Source organism: Luteolibacter sp., from assembly GCF_039920825.1.
GTDB lineage: Bacteria > Verrucomicrobiota > Verrucomicrobiia > Verrucomicrobiales > Akkermansiaceae > Luteolibacter.
Window position 1 is genome coordinate 16671 of the sequence record NZ_JBDSCX010000069.1, and the last position, 18357, is coordinate 35027.

Annotated in this window: 14 protein-coding genes; 2 read left to right on the forward strand and 12 right to left on the reverse strand. The window is 58.2% G+C overall.

Annotated elements, in window-relative coordinates; genetic code table 11:
- Window positions 1-174: 174 nt before the first annotated feature.
- The gene (locus tag ABIQ96_RS19945) at window positions 175-828 is read left to right on the forward strand and encodes a 3D domain-containing protein (RefSeq protein WP_348216401.1); all 654 of its coding nucleotides are present in this window, start codon (window positions 175-177) and stop codon (window positions 826-828) included.
- 53 nt (window positions 829-881) lie between these two features.
- Here the strand turns inward: ABIQ96_RS19945 and cls are convergent, their stop codons facing one another.
- From cls to ABIQ96_RS20005, 12 genes are all read right to left on the reverse strand, one after another.
- On the reverse strand, window positions 882-2324 hold the full coding sequence (cls, locus tag ABIQ96_RS19950) for a cardiolipin synthase (RefSeq protein ID WP_348216402.1): 1443 nt from the start codon (window positions 2322-2324) through the stop codon (window positions 882-884).
- Window positions 2325-2364: 40 nt separating this feature from the next.
- A complete protein-coding gene (locus tag ABIQ96_RS19955; RefSeq protein WP_348216403.1) occupies window positions 2365-3114 on the reverse strand; it encodes a hypothetical protein in 750 nt (249 codons plus the stop codon).
- Window positions 3115-3155: 41 nt separating this feature from the next.
- The gene (locus tag ABIQ96_RS19960; protein WP_348216404.1) at window positions 3156-3500 is read right to left on the reverse strand and encodes a VOC family protein; all 345 of its coding nucleotides are present in this window, start codon (window positions 3498-3500) and stop codon (window positions 3156-3158) included.
- Between the two features lies 1 nt (window position 3501).
- The gene (locus tag ABIQ96_RS19965; protein WP_348216405.1) at window positions 3502-3939 is read right to left on the reverse strand and encodes a nucleoside-diphosphate kinase; all 438 of its coding nucleotides are present in this window, start codon (window positions 3937-3939) and stop codon (window positions 3502-3504) included.
- A gap of 68 nt (window positions 3940-4007) precedes the next feature.
- Window positions 4008-5183: a tetratricopeptide repeat protein gene (locus ABIQ96_RS19970; RefSeq protein WP_348216406.1), complete on the reverse strand. Its 1176-nt coding sequence runs from the start codon at window positions 5181-5183 to the stop codon at window positions 4008-4010.
- 327 nt (window positions 5184-5510) lie between these two features.
- Window positions 5511-6197 (reverse strand): PEP-CTERM sorting domain-containing protein, encoded by a 687-nt coding sequence (locus ABIQ96_RS19975; protein ID WP_348216407.1) that lies wholly within the window; start codon window positions 6195-6197, stop codon window positions 5511-5513.
- A 242-nt stretch (window positions 6198-6439) separates the two neighbouring features.
- Complete coding sequence (locus ABIQ96_RS19980) at window positions 6440-7006, reverse strand: hypothetical protein (protein ID WP_348216408.1); 567 nt, start codon at window positions 7004-7006, stop codon at window positions 6440-6442.
- The gene (locus ABIQ96_RS19985; RefSeq protein ID WP_348216409.1) at window positions 7003-7278 is read right to left on the reverse strand and encodes a hypothetical protein; all 276 of its coding nucleotides are present in this window, start codon (window positions 7276-7278) and stop codon (window positions 7003-7005) included. Before ABIQ96_RS19985 ends, ABIQ96_RS19980 begins: the two co-directional genes overlap by 4 nt.
- 55 nt (window positions 7279-7333) lie before the next feature.
- Window positions 7334-8641, reverse strand: coding sequence for a SufD family Fe-S cluster assembly protein (locus ABIQ96_RS19990; RefSeq protein ID WP_348216410.1), 1308 nt, complete (start codon window positions 8639-8641; stop codon window positions 7334-7336).
- Between the two features lie 44 nt (window positions 8642-8685).
- Window positions 8686-10122 (reverse strand): Fe-S cluster assembly protein SufB, encoded by a 1437-nt coding sequence (gene sufB, locus ABIQ96_RS19995; protein WP_348216411.1) that lies wholly within the window; start codon window positions 10120-10122, stop codon window positions 8686-8688.
- A gap of 30 nt (window positions 10123-10152) precedes the next feature.
- Window positions 10153-10905, reverse strand: coding sequence for a Fe-S cluster assembly ATPase SufC (gene sufC / locus ABIQ96_RS20000; RefSeq protein WP_348216412.1), 753 nt, complete (start codon window positions 10903-10905; stop codon window positions 10153-10155).
- A gap of 28 nt (window positions 10906-10933) precedes the next feature.
- Entirely contained in the window at window positions 10934-11329 is a 396-nt protein-coding gene (locus ABIQ96_RS20005; RefSeq protein WP_348216413.1) for a Fur family transcriptional regulator, read from the reverse strand.
- Between the two features lie 540 nt (window positions 11330-11869).
- On the opposite strand from ABIQ96_RS20005, the gene ABIQ96_RS20010 reads away from it, so the two are divergent.
- A complete protein-coding gene (locus ABIQ96_RS20010; RefSeq protein WP_348216414.1) occupies window positions 11870-18310 on the forward strand; it encodes a DUF642 domain-containing protein in 6441 nt (2146 codons plus the stop codon).
- Window positions 18311-18357: the final 47 nt, after the last annotated feature.

Consider the following 18357-nt stretch of genomic DNA (forward strand, 5'->3'; position numbering starts at 1 on the left):
GGCGAAAACCGGATTTTTATTCCCGGCGGAAGGGCGTAACTCTTTGATTTCAAGTGTGAATACATGGTAAACTTGCCCTTCCCGGCTTTTTCCGGTTGCCGCAGGAGCCGATGGAGACTATGAGATGCGCGCTTTGTTTCGCGCAGGCGCTATCCCTTTTCCAATCCCTACTGCATGATTTATCGATCCCTTTCCCTAACCGCGCTCGCCTTGGTGGCGGCGCTTTTCACCAGCTGCGGCGGCTCTGGCCCCAATGTCATCTCTAAATCCTCGATCCGTTCCGGCTCGGGGATTTATGCTAAAAGAGAGAGCTTCGCGCTGCCTCCGGCCTCTTCCCAAGCGGTTGCCGCCGCCGCTGGAAAGCCTCGCGACAAGCACTCGATGCCGGTTTACGCCTTCAGTGATCGCAACCGGATCGTCCGCACCACGGCTTACACCTCCACCGAGTCCGACCACTTGATTTACGGCGACAAGAACGCCACCGGCACCACGCTTCGCTACAACGACCGGGTCCGCAGCGCCGCCGCCGATTGGTCGTTCTATCCGGTCGGGACCACGTTCCGCATCAAGGGTCTGCCTTATCTTTATGTCGTGGACGATTACGGTTCCGCCCTGCTTGGCACCGGCACCGTGGACATTTACACTCCAACTAAAGAAGTCATGGGCCTATGGGCGACCCGGACTGTCGAGATGACCGTCGTGCAATGGGGGTCTATGACCCGCAGCGCCGAACTTCTTAGCCAGCGCACCAGCTACGATCATTGCCGGAAAATGCTGGCAAACATCGTCCGTCAGCGTCCGGACTTGGGCAACGTTGCGAAAAACTGAGTTCCCAAGAATTTCCAAGGCCCGGCCGTTCATTCGGCCGGGCCTTTTTCATTTTATTGAATTGGTGCCAGCAATCGCGCCGCCCGGCAGGCTGCGCGGAAGAAGAACGATTTTCCGGTGAACTCCTCGATTTTGACAAGCTTGGAGTGACTGAAATCGTTCAGCAGCATGGCTTCCACCTCGTTGACAAATTTTTGATCCGTCGAGAAACCTGTGATTTCGAAATTCAAACGGAACGAGCGGTTGTCGAGATTCGCTGTGCCTACTGCAGCAAGCCGATTGTCGATCAGCATGACTTTCTCATGGAGAAATCCGCGGTGGTAGCGGAACAATTTCACGCCGTAGGGAAGGACTTGTTCGTAGTAAGAAAACGCCGAGAGCCAGACGAGCAGTTGATCCGCCCGCTCGGGGATGAGAATCCGGATATCCACTCCACGCAGGGCAGCCGTTTGCAAGGCGGTGAGCACGCCCTCGTCCGGAACAAAATACGGTGTGGCGATCCAGAGCTTTTTCCGCGAGGAATTGGCCGCCTCCGCCACCACCAGTTGCCACGAATCCGCAGGGTCGGCCGGGCCGGTGGGGATTACCGCGGCGATTTGATTCGCCTCTTCCGGCCGGGTTTCCCATTGCAGTTCGGGAACTTGATCGGAAGCCCAGAACCAGTCTTCGAGAAACACCAGTTGCACCGCCTGCACCACCGGGCCGCGCATTTTTAAATGGGTGTCGCGCCACTCGCCGAAGCGCTTGTCCCTTCCCATGTATTCGTCGCCTACGTTGAGCCCGCCGATGAATGCCGTTTTGCCGTCGCTCACCACGATCTTGCGATGGTTTCTGAAATTCAGTTGGAACCGTGACCACCAGAATCGGTTGATGCCGAAGGATAGGCATTCGATTCCCGCATCCCGCATTTCCTTGAGGAAACGCCTTGGCAACTTGTGTGAGCCGATCTCGTCGAACAAAAAGTAAACCTTCACTCCCGCCTTCGCCCGGCTGATGAGCGCCTTTTGGAAGCGGGTGCCGAGCTGGTCGTTCTTTACGATGAAGAAGTTCACGCAGAGATAGTTTTCCGCCTCTTTGATCACTTCGAAAATCCGCTCGAAGGTCTGTTCGCCATCGATGAGTAGTTCGAGATCGTTCCCTTTGGTAAACGGCAGGCCGCCGAGCAACTGCGCCGCTTTTTCAAAGGCGTCGTCGTCCGGAAGGTCCACCTCGCAGTGGCGCAAACGCAGGTGCATCGACTCCGCCAGTTTCTTCAATCGGTCGTCCGTCTCCCGCCGCCCGCCGATATTGCGGGAAAACCGGGTTCGTCCTAACAGCCAATACATTGGAATGGCCAGGAACGGAATCGTCAGCAGCGAAATCACCCAGGCGATGGTTCCCTGCGAGGTCCTCACGTGCATCAGCGCATGAAGCACATGCAGAATCCCCACCACGTAAAATGTCAGCAAAGCGGCCAGCCCGAGCCAGGTCGAGTATTCGAAATCCGGGAATAACATCAGCCCCAGTTTACCGCATCCTTGCGGAGCCAACAAGCTTTCAAGCCCGGCTTTTCAAGCGATGGAAATGCCAGCGGATTTCCTCTTCGTAGCTCCGCAGTGACGGATAGGCGTTTTTCGTGTCAGACCGTTTCAGTCCTGCACCAACCCGGTCCGGCGGTAGTATTTCCTGCAGATCCATCATCGCACCTAGCAGCAGCGCCGTATCCCGCAACCTTAGCGGACGCCCGCGGAAAAACATCATGCTGTCCGCCGAAACAGAAGCCCGAAGCCGGTTAGGCGATGACGAGAAAAAGAAATCGAGGCGGAACTCGGGAACATTTTCCTCTTTGTGCTGTCTTTCAGGTGTCGGAATATCGAGCGAACCATTTGATGAACTGATGTGGCGAACCCCCATCTTCCATTCGGTCTTGGATTTACGCTGCGTTAAAAATCCGCCCGCGATGAAAACCAGTTCTTCCAGTGGCCTCGATTGCTCACGCCCTATGGTGTCCGTGAAGATCAGCGCGTCCTTCGCCAAATCGATCCGTTGAATCGTGAAGGCCTCGTGCAAAACAGGAATCTCGCTGTCCGCCACAACGTCAGTCGCAAAACCCTGGAGCTTCAAAGCCGCTTGAAATGCGGTCGCTTCTTCAAACGAAAGTCCCGAGACCACGATCCCGAACAAGTCGCGCTGCATGCCGGCGCAATCGGCGCGCGCGACGGATGGCGCCGCATCCGAGGCTTCCTCAAGCGATTCCCGGTCAATCGTTTGATCGAGCGAAACCTGCAGCAAACTGAACGTGGACATGGAAATCGGGAAGTTCGGTCGCCGCCAGCCAAGCTAACCGATCAACGCTTGCGGATGAGCATGAACTCATTGCCGTCCGTGTCAAAACACATCGCCAGATGCGGCGGCTCGCCATCCTCTTCCTGTGGCTCGCGGGTCAGACCGCCGCCATTGGCCACCACCTCGGCGGCTCCGGCGACCACGTCCGCGACTTGGAGGCTGATGCCGGTCCATGTCTTTTTTCCCTCGCCGCCACCGTGGATGCCGATGATGGTACCGGCGATCTCCAGTTCGGAGATATGGCTGTTGCTTCGGAGGATTTCCGCTCCGAAAACTGTCTGATAGAAATTTGTCGCCCGCGCCAGGTCCGCTGCCCAGATGACATACTTGACGCGTTCGACGAGCATCTCAGTAGGAGAAAATCTCGTCGGCTTTGAAGAAGCGTTTGATCTCGGCTTGCGCGGCTTCGACCGAATCGGAAGCGTGGCAGACGTTGCGCATCTTCGCGTCGGCATCCTTGAAGCCGAAGTCGCCACGGATGGTGCCTTCCGGAGCGACCATCGAGTCGGTCGGTCCAAGCAGGTCACGCACGGCGGCGATCACGTTCTCACCTTCGAGTGCGAGCGCGATGACCGGCGTTTCCTGCATGAAACCGCGAACGGCGGGGAAAAACGGTTTATCGGCGATGTGCGAGTAGTGCTCGGCGAGGATTTCATCGCTGAGGTGCATCATCTTGATGCCACGGATCTTGAAGCCAGCCGCAAGGAAGCGGGCGAGCACGGTGCCTGTGAGGTTTTTTTCGACTGCGTCGGGTTTGAAAAGGATGAGGGAAGTTTCGGAACTCATGCGGGTGGAGTTAGTGCCGGGCCTTGCTTTGTGCAAGCCTTTTGCGGAGCCGGATTTGTTAGCAAATCTTAACGATCAAGCGCATCCGCACGCTGGCGGAGTGCCTTCGCGGCATCGGCATTCCGGTTCTCCGTTTCCCAAAGCAAAGCCAACCGGCGGAGTGCGGCGGCGGTTTCCTTCTTCGCATCGGCCGGGTAGGCCCGGATCGCGGTCCGCAAGCGCTCTTCGGCGGATCTGCTCTGTCCCTCGGCGATCAGCGCTTCGGCGGACTCCATCAGAAATGCGGGATCGGTCTTGGCATCGACGGGTTTGGCGGCCTCCGCCTCGCGGAAAAGCCGGGCCGCCTGTTCGCGTGTCTCCGGATCACGGCGGGTGGCGACGGCGAGTTTTTCCACCAGCTCCCGGTTTTCCGGATGATCGAAAACGGCCTTCTCTAGCAAAATTCTCGCCTGCTTGGGATCGTTCGCCGCCAGCCATTCGTCCGCGAGTTTGATGAAGTCCGCCGGCGGGCCACCACGGATTTTCAACAATTCGCCGGCATGATACCGGGCGAGGTCCGGCTGGTTGCGGAGTCGATAGAATTTCGCCAGCGACTGATGGGCGAGTGCCTGTTGCGGGTTGATTTCCAAAACTTCCTTGAGCGCCGCCTCGCCTTCGGTATCGCGCTTCGCCGTGAAATAGAGAACGCCTAACCGAGTCCGAATTTCCAACGAAGAGGGTGCCGCTTCGACATGGCGTTTCAAAATGTCGATCGCCTGATCCGGACGATCGGTGTCGCGGAAATGGTCGGACGCCGCACGGGCGAGCTGAGGAATCTCGGGATGCGCTTCGAAGGAAGTTAGAAACCGTTGGTCCACTTTTTCCCGAGCTGCCGCATCCTCCGCCTCGAACATCCCCCGCGACAGGGACGTATAGAGCAGAACGGATTCGGGATCGTTCGGCGAAAGCATCTCCAACAATTCCACCTGACGGACCTTGTCTCCGTTTGATTGCGCGTGCTGGAAAAGCCGTCGGATGATTTCCGGGTGGCCGGGATACTTTGCCAGTGCGGCTTCGAGTGTGTCGTTGGAAAGCTTCAAAGCCAGCGTGTCGCCATTGCTCTGTTGATCCAGGAAATCGGTATAAGTCAGCTGGACTCCGAGATCGTCCGGCCGTGCCGCCGCGAGATCTCGATAGAGCTTTACCGCACCGGAGCGGTCTCCTGCTGCCATCCGCAGTCTAACAGAACGGCTGACAAGTGGCATCGCCTGGGGATCCGCAAGCCGTGCTAATTCGAAAAACCTCGAAGCTTCTTCCGCATTTCCACGCGTTTCCGCCAGCACACCCAATGCGAAACTCAGGTGGGGATCATCATTTCCCCGAACCGATGCGCCAAGAAGCAGGAGGATGGGAACTGACCGGATCAAGGAATGGGAATGGTGATGAGTCGGTAGCATCCGTTGTTGCGGAGGAATTACCGCAAAAGCCGGGGATCCGCAATCGTGCAGATGAGAAGGTTCCCCTTCCCTAACATAATGATGCCCGTTGTTCTCGGCCGGTGATTCCGGGACAGACAGTCCGCATTCAGAAACTCACTTCAAATCCGGACGACGACGGCACCAGACGAACATCGTCGTAGCGAAGCCACAAAGCAGGATCGATGACGGTTCCGGCACTGCCTGAATCGCGAAGGATGCAGTCGTTGTATCCGAAGCCGAAAGGGAATTGAATGCTGTCATCGACGTTTTCGAACGCTGTGTTTCAGAGCGGCTGGATCCGTTTGCTGGAATTTTGTGAGTTCGGAGGACGTTCGCGGCAAAATACCGATCAATCGCTGCTTTGGAGTGGCGAAAAAGAGATTCGTCAATAGCGCCTTCCGCGTTCGGACCTTTGTTGATGCGGGATTTGATTTCGATCCGGGGTCCTTGATAGCCTTCCGGAGGGTTCCAATCGGCGGGCGGCTGAGCGAAATTTCCGGTTTCGTCAATCCCGACCAAGGGTTCCGAGCCTTTGTCGAGGGGCTGACTTCCCAGAAAGGCCGCTCGATCGCCACTCAGGAAACCCTCGGACGAACTCAAGTTTCCGGATTCAATCGGGCGGTCGTCCGAGAGCGTGTAGGCGAGCCACTGGCCAAATTTTCCGAAAATCTCATCGAAATAGGCGGATATCTCGGAAGCAGAGGTTTTGCCACTGGCCTTCGGAGCCGGATCACCTTCCGAAGTTGCTTCAGACTCAACCTCCAGCTCAAGTCCCGCCGTTTTGACGGAATCTTCTGCCATGCAGAATCCACACAACACCATGAGGCACAGTGGGATCAGTTTGGAATAAGTCGCCTTCACGGTTTTGCGGGATCGAGGAAATTGAATCCGAAAACGCCGAGGAGTTCCCGAATTTCAGGATGGCTTAACCAATTTCAGCGTCCGGGGATACCTACGCGATCGCGTAGGTATCGCAAACCCAAAGAAGCGCGCAGGGATCCAAGAGGCATTTCACAGCCCCACTCCTTGAGTCATGTTCTCCGCTAAAGTGGCGGCAGGCTTTCAAGGATCGTTTCCAAACGCTGCGTGGTGCCGTGGGTGGCGCACCAATTTCTGATATAAGTCATGTCGAGCGTCTCCGGGCCTTGGACGGCGAGCACGTCGCGGGCGTCGTCGAGATCCTTGGAGCGGCCCCAGCGGATTTTTTGGGTGACAATGTCTTCTGCGGAGGGAAGCCAGACTTCGCGATCAAGCGCCTGTGAGAAAAATCGCTTCCGCCTCTCGAACTGGGCGGAGACGAATGGATCTTCAAAAAGTTCGAAAAGCTCGACACTCAATCCGGTATCTTCAGGAGGCCGCCCGATGTGGCGTCTGCCCCAGGTGATTGTGTCGAACTGAACCTGCGGGCTGAAGATGATTTGAGGCTCCAACACTTGGATGATGCGTTCCATCGTGCCGGGTTCGGTGATGTTCACCACGATATCAACGTCCTTGGTCGAACGTGGGATCGCGTAATAATTGTAAGCAAGCGCGCCCGTCAGCATGTAGGGCGCGTCGGTTGCCTCACAGGCTGAGATCGCCAGATTGGCGAGGTGCTCGACGGTGATCATGCCGGAGCTTGGAAGGTGTAGAATTGATGATCACGGGCGCGGCAGAGCCTTTCCATCCGGCGGCGGACTTCGGCCCAACCCTCGCGAATGTCGGTGATGCCGTTTTGTTGCATCGCCCCGTCAAGCATGAGGCGCATGACGAAGTTCGTATGCTCCAAGCCCCCCTCGAAGCGCTGTTCCGGAGTCAGGTTTCTCGCACGCAGGACCTTGTCCCGATAAATCGAATCCTGAAGATCCTTGAGCGCGGTCGGATGGTCGTGGGGATTGGCCATTGCGAAGGAGCCTAATGAAACGAGCGCCGCTTCGCAATGGCGAAGAAATCCGCCATCAAGCGCCGCGCGAGGCGATGTGGTCGAATTTGTCGTCGATGAATTTCAGGACGAGGGCTTCGACCTCATCATTTTTCAGGCGCTCGAGCACGTCCACCGAGAATCCGCGGGCGATGAGCTGGCGGGCTTGGCCGGGAGCGATTCCGCGGGCGCAGAGGTAGAAGATTTCCTCGTCGCTGATCTGGGAGGAAGTGCTGCCGTGCGAGCACTTCACCTGATCGGCGTTGATCTCGAGACCGGGCATGGAATTCGCCTCGCAGGTGTCGCTCATCAGGAGATTGCGGCAGGTCTGATAGGCGTCGGTGTGGTGCGCGCCTTCATCGACGAAGATGAGCCCGGAGAAGATCGTGCGAGCGTCGTCGTAGAGGGAATTCTTGTACAACAGATCCGAGTATGCACCTTCGGAAACGTGGTGCTGGAAGGTGCGTTGGTCGTATTCCTGCTCGTGAGCCGGGATGCTGACGGAGAGCATGTCGGAACGCGAACCGGGGCCTTCGAGGCGGGAAAGCGATTCGTTGCGAGCCCAAGAAGCGCCGGTGTTGAGGATGAATCCGATGGCCGAGGCATCGCGGAGCGTGGCGGTCTCGTTGATCTGGATGACGCGGGTTTGCTCGTTGAAAGCTTGGATGGCGACGTAATCGAGCTTCGAATTTTGTCCGGCGGAGAGGTCGTTGAAGGCGATGGCGAGGCCCGGTTGTGAATTGTCCGCCGAGCGGAAAATATCGACGACGCGGACTTTCGAGCTCTTGCCGGTGACGATGAGCGTGTGCGGGAAGATGACGGTGTTTTCACCGGCGATCCAGTGGTGGACTTCGATGGTGCCTTCGACTTCAAGCTTGTCGGAAACGTGGACGAACAAGCCGTTTGTTAGAGATGCCTCATGCAGTGCGGCGAACTTGGCGGAGCCGAGACGCGTTTCCTGTTTCATGAAATGCGCCTGCACCAGATCACTGTGGGAAACGAGGGCTTCGGCGAGCGGCAAGCAGATCACGCCTTCCGGCAGATGCGATTCCACGTGGACGAGTTCGTCGTTCACAAAGATGAGTTTCGCGGCAGGGGATTCAAGGCCGGTGGATCGCTCAATGAGTTCGTTCACGCCTGATGCCGGAGCCTTTTGGAAGCCGGAGAAATCGAGCTGTTTGATGCTGGAGAAACGCCAGGTTTCATCACCCCGCTTCGGAGCGGGGGTGGCGAGGAAACGTTGCCACGCCGACTGCTGGCGTTTGGCGAACCAAGCGGGAAGATAGGCGGGCGTTTCCGGAGCGGATTCGAGAAGGGAGGATGTTTGTTCGAGCACGGCGGGCATGGGAAAAATGCAAAGTGGGTGTTAGGTCAATTCGGGCGCGGGCATCAGCCGACGCTGCCTTCCATTTCCAGATCGATGAGGCGCTTGAGCTCGACGGAGTATTCCATCGGGAACTCGCGGACGAGGTCGTTGATGAAGCCATTGACGGCGAGCGACATCGCCTGGCCTTCGTTGAGGCCGCGCTGTTGCATGTAGAAGAGCATGTCGTCGGACACCTGGCTAACAGATGCTTCGTGTTGAGTGGCGTGGCGGTTGCCTTTGACCGTGATCGCCGGATAGGTGTCCGTGCGGCTGTGGCTGTTGATGAGCAGCGCATCGCATTCGGTGTTGTTTTTACAACCCTTGAGATGCTTCGGAATGTGGACCTGGCCGCGATAGGTCGAACGACCTTCGCCAACGGATATCGATTTCGAAACGACGTTGGAAGTCGTGTCGTCGGCCGCGTGAATCATCTTTGCGCCGGTGTCCTGATGCTGTCCGGTGTTGGCGAGGGCGATGGAAATGACCTCACCACGGGCGCGCTTGCCCTTCATGATGACGCCGGGATATTTCATCGTGAGACGTGAGCCGATGTTGCAATCGATCCACCGGACTTCCGCATCTTCCATCGCGATGCCGCGCTTGGTGACGAGGTTGAACACGTTGGACGACCAGTTTTGCACGGTCACGTATTGGATCTTCGCCCCCTTGAGTGCGACGAGCTCGACAACGGCGGAGTGCAGCGTGGCGGTTTCGAATTTCGGAGCCGTGCAACCTTCCATGTACATCAGCTCGGAACCTTCGTCGGCGATGATGAGCGTGCGTTCGAACTGGCCGAAATTTTCCGAGTTGATGCGGAAATAGGCCTGCAGCGGTTGCTTCAGTTTCAGCCCTTTCGGAATGTAGATGAACGAGCCACCGGAAAACACGGCGGAGTTGAGAGCTGAAAATTTGTTATCGCCGGTAGGGATCACCTTGCCGAACCACGGGCGGAAAATTTCCTCGTGCTCTTTCAAGCCTTCGGTGGAGTTGCAAAAGATGACGCCTTGTTTCGTGAGTTCTTCCTTCACGTTGGAATACGCGGCTTCCGAGTCGAACTGGGCTTCGACACCGGCGAGGAACGCGCGCTCCTGTTGGGGAATGCCGAGGCGCTCGAAGGTTTCCAAAACGTCGGCAGGCACATCGTCCCACGAACGCTTTGGCTTCTCACCGTCGGATAGATAATAGCGTATGACGTCGAAATCGATGTTCTCAAGATCCTTCGTCGCCCAGTTCGTAGGCATCGGCTTGTCTTGGAAAACTTTCAGCGCCTTGTGACGGAATTCACGAACCCAGTCGGGATCGTTTTTTACGTCGGAAATGTAGTCGACCGTCGCGGAAGTGAGACCACGTCCGGCGTCGAATTTGTTGCGTTCCGGGAACGTGAAATCGCCCTTGGTGCGATCAATGTCGATCGCCTCGCGGGTTTCCGTATCGAGAACGTCTGTGGTGTCGTAGGACATGGTCTTTGAGAAGTTAGAGAAGGATCGGTCTCAGGCGAGGGCGGGCTCCTTGAGGAACTCGTAGCCGTCTTTTTCAAGTTCCAGAGCAAGTTCCGGACCGCCGGAGCGGACGATTTTGCCTTCGGCCATCACATGGACGTGGTCCGGCTTGATGTAGTCGAGCAGGCGCTGATAGTGGGTGATGAGGAGGATCCCGCGATTGGGCGAGCGCATCGCGTTGACGCCTTTGGCGACGATCTTGAGCGCATCGATATCGAGGCCGGAATCGGTTTCATCGAGGATGCAGTATTCGGGCTCGAGCATCATCATCTGGAGGATCTCGTTGCGCTTTTTCTCACCGCCGGAGAAACCTTCGTTCACAGCGCGGGCGGTGAATTTCCGGTCCATTTCGAGGTGGTCCATTTTCGAATAGAGGTTCTTGTAGTAGGCGACCGCATCGATTTCCTGTCCCTTCGGCAAGCGGGCTTGCAGCGCGGCACGGATGAAGTTGGCGTTCGAAACGCCGGGAACTTCCGATGGATATTGGAACGCGAGGAAAATGCCGCCGCGCGAGCGTTCGTCGATGCCCTTGCCGAGGATTTCCTCACCGTCCTGCGTTACCGAGCCGGCGGTGACGATGTAGCTTTCGTGACCGGCGATCACCTTCGAGAGCGTGGACTTGCCGGAGCCGTTAGGTCCCATGATCGCGTGGACTTCGCCCTTCGGGATCTCGAGGTTGACGCCTTTGAGGATTTCGGTGCCATCTTCGAGAGTGGCGTGGAGGTTGGTGATTTGCAGGCTCATATTTTGGAAAAGTAGGGATTCAGAGGGATCAGGCAGTGGCAATTTTGCCGCGCAGGATGATTTCGATGTCATCGATCATTGCGCCCGGTGGTAGTTCGAGAACTTCCGCGAGGTTGATGCCGGGCTTGAAACCGACATCGTGGATGACGCCGGTGGACTGGTCGTGGAAATGGCCGTGCTCCTGGAGATTCGAGCAGTAGCGCGAGGACTCGCGCTCGAAATTCACCTGCCGGATGATGCCGTGCTGGACGAGCGCTTCGAGGCAGTTGTAAACGGTCGCCAGCGAGATGTTCGGCAGGCGGTCCTTGACCCGCATGAAGACGTCATTGGCGGTCGGGTGGTTCCGCTCCTGCATCAGGATGCGGTAAACTTCCTGGCGCTGGCGCGTCATTCGCAGGCCGGCGATCTCATCAGGGATCTCCATTTCGGCGGGAAATTCGGGGTTTTGTGTGACCATCGCGGCGGCAAAGTAGGTCCGCGGCAGATGATATCAAGAATTATTCCAATTCTTATTTTTTAGGAAATCTGAAGGAATTCCCTGAGGAAGAGGGATGCGTGAGGCAGGGCCTTCCGTCGGATGTGACGGTCAAAAGAAGCAAAGGATGGAAATGAAATGTTCGCTGGCTGAACCGGACACAGTCAGGCCCGCCCTGTCCGCTTCGTTCCTATTCTTCGTTAAACCCTCCATAAACAGGCAGCTACCCGGAACCATTTTTCCGATCTAAGAAGAGAGCCCGTCGTTTGTTCCGGGCTTCCGTGCAGCGCGCCATTCTATCTACTGATCGGCGATCTATTTCCAGTGGGTTGTCCGCGCGGGAAAGATCCAAACCCAACCTTGAAACCCTGCCGGCCGCCAATGGATGACCGGATCGTTGACAGCTTGTGCTCCGATTTCCCGGATTGATCGGCGCGCTTCCTCCAGCCTTGCAGCGGTGTTTCCCATCAAGCCCCAATCAACCACCCCATGCCTTTCCGTCCCTTTGTCTCCCGCCGGGTGCTTTTGGCTTCCGTTATTTTTGCGGTGTTTTGTGTAGGGGCGTTGTTTCTGTTTTGGGGCCAAGAACCGTCGCCGGTCCGCGGGTCATCCTTCTCAACCCCTGTCGCAGCGACCGGGCCGACGGCTGCCAACGCGACCGAGGCTGCGGAGGCAAAAGACTCCGCCGGGGCACCGGTTTCTTCCGTCGCCGCCTCAACTCTCAATCCGAAGGCTCCCCGGGAGATGGATCTAGCAGTAAATCCTTATGCCGGCGGATTGATCGAGCCCGGCAAATCAAAACGCAAATGGGATGTCGGCTATATCCAGAGCTTCCTAAAGGCGAAGGACGGCGATCCGGTCACCTTTGAACTTACCAACGGGGTTATGGCCGTGGGCAACGTGCATATGATTAATTTCAACGATGCCGGGGTCTCTTACGTGTCCGGCGAGCTAACAGCGCCCGAAAAGGGGAAGTTTTTTTTCCTGACGCCCCCGGAAGGTGGTAAAGCAGGCAAAGCGGTCGGAGTGGTGGAGTTTCCGGAAAGCAAGACCGCCTATCGAGTTGAGCCGACGGGACCCGACGGCGACCCGGAATTGTGGCAGCGGCGACTGGACGAAGTCGTCTGCTTGTCGATGGCGGAAGCAGATCCGGATTTGCTCGCCAAGGAGCAGGCCGAGGCAGAGGAAAAGGATGCGGAGGAGATCGTTCCTTTACGTCCCGATGAAGTACCGGATTACGTTCCGAGCTACAATGCCGGGATTGTTTCCTTGCAGAGCTATCCGGGCGCGCAAGGGGTGATGCTGCTAGATTTCGCGGGCGGTTACACGGCGAGTTGGGGCGGCGTCAATTACACCCGGCCTGATGTGAGCAACGACACCATCAAGGACATCTGGAAACGGATTGCGGAAGACTACATGGGTTTCAACATCAACGTCACGACGGATATCAAAGTGTTCCTGGCGGCCCCGGCGGCGAGCCGGCAGCGCTGCTGTTATACCACCACTCCGATCACTCCCGCCGGTGTCGCGTATTTCGGCTCGTGGAACTGGGGCAACGACACGGTTTGCTGGTCGGTTTACAACGTTGGCAAGGCGGCCGCTGAAGTAGGGGCGCATGAAGTAGGGCACACGCTGGGTCTGGCTCACCAGGGCCAGACCGGAGGCGGCGAGTATTATGGCGGCCAAGGCGGCGGTGAGGTTGGCTGGGCGCCCATCATGGGGGTCGGGTATTACCAGGCTCTGACCACTTGGGCCAAAGGGGAATATCAGAATGCCAACCAGCCGCAGGACGAATTGCAGACCATCACGACGACTAACAATAACGTGGCTTACCGGATCGATGACACGGGAGCAACGCTGGCTGCCTCGCGCTATCTGGACATCAACAATGACAACACGGTGTTTGCCGAAGGAGTCATCGAGCGGACTGCGGACACGGATGCCTTTCAATTCACCACCACAGGCGGCGCGGTCAGCCTGACAGTTGATCCGGTGGCCCCGGGGGACTGGGGAGACCTCGCGACCATGGCGACGCTGGCGGATGCGACGGACACGGTCATCTCGACGACCAATGTGCAGAACGACGTGTCTTCCACCATCACCTCAAACCTGGCGGCGGGAACCTATACTTTCCGCGTCACCGGGACTGGGAAAAACGATCCCGTGACCAACGGATTTTCGAGCTACGCGAGCCTCGGCTACTACTCCATTTCAGGAAGTGTGGCGGGAGCCCGCTTGCCGACCCGCCTAAGCGTAAACGAGCGCGCGCCTAACAATACCGTGGTGGGCACGGTGCCGGCGACCAATCCCAATGGCAGCCCGCTGGTCTATACCATCACCGGCGGAAACACCGGCACCACCTTCACCGTGGACAATACCGGCGTGGTCCGCGTGGCGAACAACTCGCTGCTGGACTATTACGCGCTGGCGGCAAATCCGGCCCTTTATCAGGCGCAATTCGAAGTTTTCATGAACATCACCAACACGAACAACCCGTCGCTGTCGGAGACGAAGCGGCGCGTGGTGATTGCCGTGAACCAACTTTATGCACCGGTGCCGACGGCCTTGACCGCCACTTTGGACAGCAGCTTGCGGGTCAACCTCGAATGGTCTGAAACCTACGGGACGGTTTCATACAACTTGAAACGCTCAACGGTCCAAGGCGGGCCGTACACCACCGTGGCGAGCACGACCGCCGGCAAATACACCGATGCCGGCCTGATCCATGGTGTGACCTATTACTACGTCGTCACGGCGGTCAACGCGAATGGCGAAAGCAACAACTCCGCGGAAGCCAAGGTGCTGGCGCTCGCGGTGGCGGGTGGTTTCGAATCCCCGGTCCTTGGCAGCGGCCACCGCTACAATCCCACCGGCGGTGGCGGTTGGACCTTCAACGGCGAAGCTGGCATCATCTCTAACGGAAGCGCGTTCTCCGCCCCGAATGCCCCGGAAGGTGTGCAAGCGGCATTTATCCAACGGAATGGCTCGCTGCTACAAACCTTCGGTGGTTTCACGCCGGGAATTTCCTACACCATCACATACGTGGCCGCGCAACGCGGGGGGAATAGTCAAACCTGGAACACCGTCATCGACGGCAACGTGATCAAAGCCAACACCCTTGTTTCCAACAGCTATGCGGTCCAGACCGCCACCTTCACCGCGACGGCGGCGTTCCACAGCTTGTCCTTCGTCGGCACCAATCTCAACGGTGGTGACAACACGATCTTCATCGATGATGTGCAAATCAGCGCTGCGACACCGGCGATTCCCAATTTCAGCTTTGAAACCCCTAACATCGGGACCGGTTCGGGAAGCTATCAATACAATCCCTCGGGTGGCTCCTGGACCTTCAGCGGATCGGGCGGGAATGGCTCCGGACTCGCCGGCAACGGCAGCGGCTTCAATAATCCCAATGCCCCGCACGGGACACAGACTTCGTTTGTCCAGAGTTTCGGCACGATCACCCAGTCACTTTCGGGTTTCACGCCGGGCAAAACCTACACCTTGAGTTACTTTGCCGCCCAGCGGCCGGGGAACCAGGGTGGCCAGACCTGGAACGTGAAGATCAATAACACGGTCATCCAATCCAACGGCGCGGGAGGCACTTCTTTCACCGCCTACAAGGCAAACTTTGTCGCTTCGGCGGCAACCCAGACGCTGTCCTTTGTCGGGACGAATCTATCAGGGGGAGACCGCACCGTGTTCATCGACTATGTCAGCCTGGTCCTGCCGATCCAACCCGTCGCCGCCGCGGTGGCCATAACCAGTCCCGGGGACAACTCCGCTTTCGGGGCCAGCGCGCCGGTCAGCCTAACCGCGACCGTGGCCGCAAATGGCAATCTTATCAACGGCGTCCAATACTTTGTTGATAATGCCATGATCGGCCAGATCTCCAGCGCGCCTTACACCTGTGCCTGGGGGAACGCCACCGGGGGCAAGCACAGCGCCTATGCGCGCGTGTTGTTCAACAATGGCAGTGTCGCCGATTCCGTTCCGATCAATTTCGTGGTGGCAAACGTGAACTTGAACCTCGGGTTCGAGACTCCCGGCATTGGAAACGGAAACTACAACTATCGTACTTCCGGAGCGGCCTGGACCTTCAGCGGTACCGGAGCGAGCGGCTCCGGCATCGTGGCCAACGGCAGCGTGTTCTCCAACCCCAATGCGCCGGAAGGTTCGCAGGCGGCTTTCGTGCAGCAGTTCGGCAGTTTCGCGCAGACGATTGCCGGGTTCACGCCGGGCACCAGCTACACGATCAGCTACTCGGCGGCGCAACGCTCCACGGTGCAAAACGGCGGCGAGACTTGGGACGTTGCCATCGACGGCAACGTGATCAAGAGCAACATCGCCGGTGCCACCACTTACACGGCGCAGACGGCGACGTTCACGGCCACGGCCGGATTCCACACGCTCTCCTTCGTGGGAACCAATCTCAACGGCGGGGACAACACCGTCTTCATCGACAATCTCAGCTTCAATCCGCCGCTCTCGACCAATCAAGGTCCCAAGCTGGTGGTAAACTCCTCGCCTGCCACGGCGGTGGATGTGGTGGCGAGCGATGTCTCGTTCGTGGCCGCCTTCACCAGTCCTCTTTCTATCACCTATCAGTGGCAAAAGATCGTGAACGGGCAGGTGTTTGATGTGCCCGGGGCGACCACTCCCGCCTTGAATCTTGCCAACCTGCAGTTAGGCGATGCCGGGTCATATCGGCTCCAGGCATCCAGTTCGGCTGGGGTCTCCGTCAGCAGCGTGAGTCAGCTCACGGTCAATAGCCCTCCGGCCGCCGTCAGCAACGTCATCAACGCCTACGCGGCCCAAACAGGACTGGGCGCAGCGATTGCGGACTTCTCTCCATCGTGGATTCCGCACCAAGGCAACCTGATCTCCACCAAGGTGCCCACCAGTGTGGGAAGCGGGAGTTTCACCCAAAGCACCAACGTTCTAACCGATGGCGGCGCGGGACGGCTCATTTACGCCTCCGGAGGAGCTTCAGCCTCCCAAGTCACTGCCGGCGGAAGCGCCGGTCAGTCCGTGACCTACAACCTCGGGACCGCCGTCACCGGCTACGATCTTTCCAGTATCGTGGTCCATGGCGGCTGGTGTGACGCTGGCCGCGACCAACAGGCCTACACGGTTTCGTATTCCACGGTGTCCGCGCCAACGACCTTTATTCAACTCGCGGTCGTCGATTACAACCCGTCGAATCCCGGTGGTGTCCAGTCCGCGACGCGGTCCACTCTGACTTCCGCCACCAGTGCTCCGCTCGCCAGCAGCGTTGCCGCGCTCAAGTTCGATTTCACCACGCCGGCACCAGAGAACGGCTATTGCGGCTACACGGAGATCTCGGTGTTCGGCACCCCGTTTTCGCCGGCGGTCACGATGCAGACCACGCCCGCAACGGCGAGGGACGTAGTGGGCGGCCAGGTGACTTTCACCGCTTCCATCGCCGGAGCTGCCAACTTGTCCTATCAGTGGCAGAAGGTCGTTGGCGGCGTTCCGAGTGATATTGGCGGAGCGCTGAGCCAGACATTGACTCTAACGAACCTGCAAATCGGCGACAGTGCGTCCTATCAGCTCAAGGGAACCAACGCCCAAGGCTCGGCAACCAGCGCACCCGCGGCACTCACGGTGACCGCCGCGCCCGCGGCCGTGGCCAACGTGATCACCTCCATGGCCGCGCAGACAGGCCTGGGCGGAAACACGACCTTCCTCCCGAGTTGGAAACTCATCGCGGACAACAGTTTGATCGGCGGAATGGCTCCTTCCACTTCGGCGGGAAATTTCAGCCTCAACTCAAATGGCAAGGCCATCACCGCCTTGACAACGCCGCGTACTCTGGCGATCAACCCGACAGGTGGTGGAGATAACAGCATCAACTATCTGAGCTGCGGAAATGGCAACGGAGCCGGTTCGTCGGCGGTTTACACGCTTCCCGCCAGCGTCACCGGCCACACGCTGACGAAGATCATGGTCTATGGCGGCTGGAGCGATGCCGGACGCGACCAACAGGCCTACACCGTTTCCTATTCGAAGGTGGCGACGCCGACGACGTTCGTTTCGTTAGGAGCGGTGAATTACAACCCGACCAACCCGGGAGGGGTGCAATCCACGACGCGGGCCACTCTGACTCCGGCAAACGGCATATTGGCCACGAACGTGGCGGCGGTGAAATTTGATTTCACCACTCCGACATCGGAAAACGGCTGGGTCGGCTACTCGCAATTCGCGGTCTATGGGGCGCCGACGCCCTCCTCCGCGCCTGCCAATCTGGTGGCGACGGCGGCCAATGCCGGGGCCAGCCTGAGCTGGACAGGCTCTGTGGGTGCGACGAGCTACAACGTGAAGCGTTCGACCGTCAGCGGCGGCTCTTACACGACCGTGGGCAACGTCACGACACCGGGCTTCGTGGATACCGGCCTAACCAATGGCACGCACTATTACTATGTGGTGACCGCGGTGAATGCCGGGGGAGAAAGCGCCAACTCCGGCCAAGCTGCCGTGACACCTGTTTCCACGGGCTATCAGGCATGGCTGGATGCCTATCCTTCGATCACCGGGACGGACCGGGCTGCTGATGCGGACCCCGATCACGACGGAGTGGCGAATGGTATTGAATTTCTAACCGGAACTTCGCCTGCCAATGGCGCAAGTTCTTCCCCTGTTACGAGCACCGTGGATACTTCTGGAAATCTGGTGCTCCAGTTCAAGCGCGTGGTTGCAGCCAAGAGTTACACCGTGGCGGTGGATGTTTCCACCGATCTGCAGGTGTTCGCCGCGACCTACATTGTGCCCACTGGAGCGACCACCGGCCCGCCTGTGACAGTTGTCGAAAATGGCACAGCCGCCGACGATATTACTATTGTGATCCCGCGCGCCGCCGCCGCCGCGAAATTCGCCCGAGTCCGGATTTTAATCCCGTCTTCCCCATAAAGCCATTCAATGCTGCAGAGATTGAGGGCGGGAAATTAGTTCGTTCA

Excerpts from the sequence above, each read along its gene's own strand:
- ABIQ96_RS19965 (WP_348216405.1), bottom strand. The coding sequence starts at position 3,939 with ATGAGTTCCGAAACTTCCCTCATCCTTTTCAAACCCGACGCAGTCGAA.
- sufC (WP_348216412.1), bottom strand. The coding sequence starts at position 10,905 with ATGAGCCTGCAAATCACCAACCTCCACGCCACTCTCGAAGATGGCACC.
- sufB (WP_348216411.1), bottom strand. The coding sequence starts at position 10,122 with ATGTCCTACGACACCACAGACGTTCTCGATACGGAAACCCGCGAGGCG.
- ABIQ96_RS19945 (WP_348216401.1), top strand. The coding sequence starts at position 175 with ATGATTTATCGATCCCTTTCCCTAACCGCGCTCGCCTTGGTGGCGGCG.
- ABIQ96_RS20010 (WP_348216414.1), top strand. The coding sequence starts at position 11,870 with ATGCCTTTCCGTCCCTTTGTCTCCCGCCGGGTGCTTTTGGCTTCCGTT.
- ABIQ96_RS19990 (WP_348216410.1), bottom strand. The coding sequence starts at position 8,641 with ATGCCCGCCGTGCTCGAACAAACATCCTCCCTTCTCGAATCCGCTCCG.
- ABIQ96_RS20005 (WP_348216413.1), bottom strand. The coding sequence starts at position 11,329 with ATGGAGATCCCTGATGAGATCGCCGGCCTGCGAATGACGCGCCAGCGC.
- ABIQ96_RS19960 (WP_348216404.1), bottom strand. The coding sequence starts at position 3,500 with ATGCTCGTCGAACGCGTCAAGTATGTCATCTGGGCAGCGGACCTGGCG.
- ABIQ96_RS19975 (WP_348216407.1), bottom strand. The coding sequence starts at position 6,197 with ATGGCAGAAGATTCCGTCAAAACGGCGGGACTTGAGCTGGAGGTTGAG.
- ABIQ96_RS19985 (WP_348216409.1), bottom strand. The coding sequence starts at position 7,278 with ATGGCCAATCCCCACGACCATCCGACCGCGCTCAAGGATCTTCAGGAT.
- ABIQ96_RS19955 (WP_348216403.1), bottom strand. The coding sequence starts at position 3,114 with ATGTCCACGTTCAGTTTGCTGCAGGTTTCGCTCGATCAAACGATTGAC.
- cls (WP_348216402.1), bottom strand. The coding sequence starts at position 2,324 with ATGTTATTCCCGGATTTCGAATACTCGACCTGGCTCGGGCTGGCCGCT.
- ABIQ96_RS19980 (WP_348216408.1), bottom strand. The coding sequence starts at position 7,006 with ATGATCACCGTCGAGCACCTCGCCAATCTGGCGATCTCAGCCTGTGAG.
- ABIQ96_RS19970 (WP_348216406.1), bottom strand. The coding sequence starts at position 5,183 with ATGCCACTTGTCAGCCGTTCTGTTAGACTGCGGATGGCAGCAGGAGAC.